We start from the raw sequence: 1,871 nt of genomic DNA, 5'->3' as shown, positions 1-1,871 counted from the left end.
TTTCCAGGGATCCCTCCAAAGAAGAGCGAGGCAGCGAACAGAAGGGATCCCCCTCTTACTCAGCGCAGCGTGAGGAAGTTGCCCACATTCAACAAGATGAACTCGTTGGCATCTGCAGCGTTGGGCAGACGTCCGGCGGAGAAGGGCAGGTTGTTGTCATTAGCTACAACAATGTGTTGCTCATCCACCACGTCCACGTCCTCAATGGTTACAAATGGAAAAGTAAAACGGCCGTCCACTGTGGCTGTCTTGCCAATGCCTTTCGGATCGGCGATATCCAACAGATCAACATAGGCCACCTTCTTGACGAGGCCGGCGCTGTCTACCTGGGCCAAGTCAATCAGGTAAACCCGTTTAAACTCAGCGGCCTTTGAGAAGCAATCCGTCTTCTGTTCTCCCTTGCAGGCGAGGCGGGGATCCCCTTCGTTGTTGTCCCGCTCAATTACTAAAGCCCGCGTGTCATCGATCATGTTGAAGTCGCCGATGTTATTGCCGGCAACCTCAAGCGGATACTTCCAGGTTTTGCCCGTCCACTTGCGGTTCTTAACGTCAAACTCCAGAATCCGCAGCACCTCCTTGCCCTCCACCGTCTCCAGAGCCGGCGGTTCGCCGAGGTAGAGGGGACCTTCTAGCATGGCATAGAGAAATTGTCCGTTGGGAGAAGCCGCCATGCCCTCAAAGCCACGGGAACGCCGCACTTCAAAGTTGACCGGGCCCGGCGTTGCCGGTGTGGTAAACGTATGATGATCCGGGGAACGTACTACCTTGCCCTCAACCTCGGTTTCAAAGAAAGCTACAACTTTGCCGTTGCTATCGACGGCAATGAGGTAGGGGCCAAACTCATCCCCAATCCAGTGCAGATCCCCAATAGTTTGGATCGACTCGATGTCTAGATCAGCACCGGTAAGGTAGCGCCTAGTTGTAAACTCGTTGACAATGCGGAAGGGGATCACTTTGTTCGGATCCTGTAGGAATACCGACTTGTTCAACCGCACCTGGCCACTCTCCCAGTCAACGGCTACTTCGTGAAAGCTGAGCAAGGCGTCTGGGGAGTTTGCCTTGCTGCCAAAGCCGTTGTCAATCAAAACACGGAAGCGGTCGCGAGCCAGGGTTTCAATCCCCGAAAAACCCTGAATTGGCTGACCAACAAAGGGCAGCGAAATGCCGGTGGTTCGGCCATCAACAAACGACTTGCCCTCAACTGAGGCGACCTCTTCGACCCGCTGGTTGTTGATTGCCGCAAAGCGGCCAGAGACCACAAAGCCAGAACCGGCATCGCTGGGTGGTGGCACGAAACTCATTGCCGGCAGCACGGCATATCCAGCTAGGGTGGCTTTAACCGCTTCGGCTGCTGAAACCGACGTGGCTGAAACCATGCCCAAAAAGATCCCCAAACCGAGGCGCGCAAGCGAGGTTCTCATAGTGCCTCCACTCTTTCTCTTTCGACTCCCAACTCTAGACCATGCTAAACATTGGTTCGCAGCTTCTAAATATCTTCCAGAAAAGCAGGCTCCATCCTGCTGGGGAAAACTTCAGGGATCCCCGCAAAATAAGCCTCCTAAGCCGCAACCAAGCAGCATTATACCTGAATACTTCCAACTTTTAGAGACTAGCTGAAAAGCGGAATGGAGGGAGTATTAACTGTCAATTAACCAATCGATTAACAGTACTTAACCTTCCCAGTTTTTCTAGTTTCTAAGTTTTAGGGATTTTCTCCAAGGAAAACCTCTGCACGCCAAAGGGAGTGTGCAGAGCGGCTTCACGTCTCCAGTTGCCGGGCACACCCCCGAAGGAGAAACAAAAATGGGATCTCAATCTGGGATCCCAATTCAGCAGTTTCCAATTTCTAGGGATCCCCCCGAAGGGGGAAC

Annotated in this window: 1 protein-coding gene; it reads right to left on the bottom strand. The window is 53.1% G+C overall.

Features of this window, described 5'->3' with window-relative positions; genetic code table 11:
• Nucleotides 1–59: 59 nt before the first annotated feature.
• The gene (locus tag NW863_RS12895; RefSeq protein ID WP_414366840.1) at nt 60–1,376 is read right to left on the bottom strand and encodes an esterase-like activity of phytase family protein; all 1,317 of its coding nucleotides are present in this window, start codon (nt 1,374–1,376) and stop codon (nt 60–62) included.
• Nucleotides 1,377–1,871: the final 495 nt, after the last annotated feature.

This window comes from Synechococcus sp. B60.1 (assembly GCF_047462555.1).
In the GTDB taxonomy this organism is placed as follows: Bacteria; Cyanobacteriota; Cyanobacteriia; order Thermostichales; family Thermostichaceae; genus Thermostichus.
The sequence above is the reverse complement of the archived record's forward strand: the minus strand, read 5'-3'. Positions and strand labels throughout refer to the sequence as shown.

Excerpts from the sequence above, each read along its gene's own strand:
- NW863_RS12895 (WP_414366840.1), bottom strand. The coding sequence starts at position 1,376 with ATGGTTTCAGCCACGTCGGTTTCAGCAGCCGAAGCGGTTAAAGCCACC.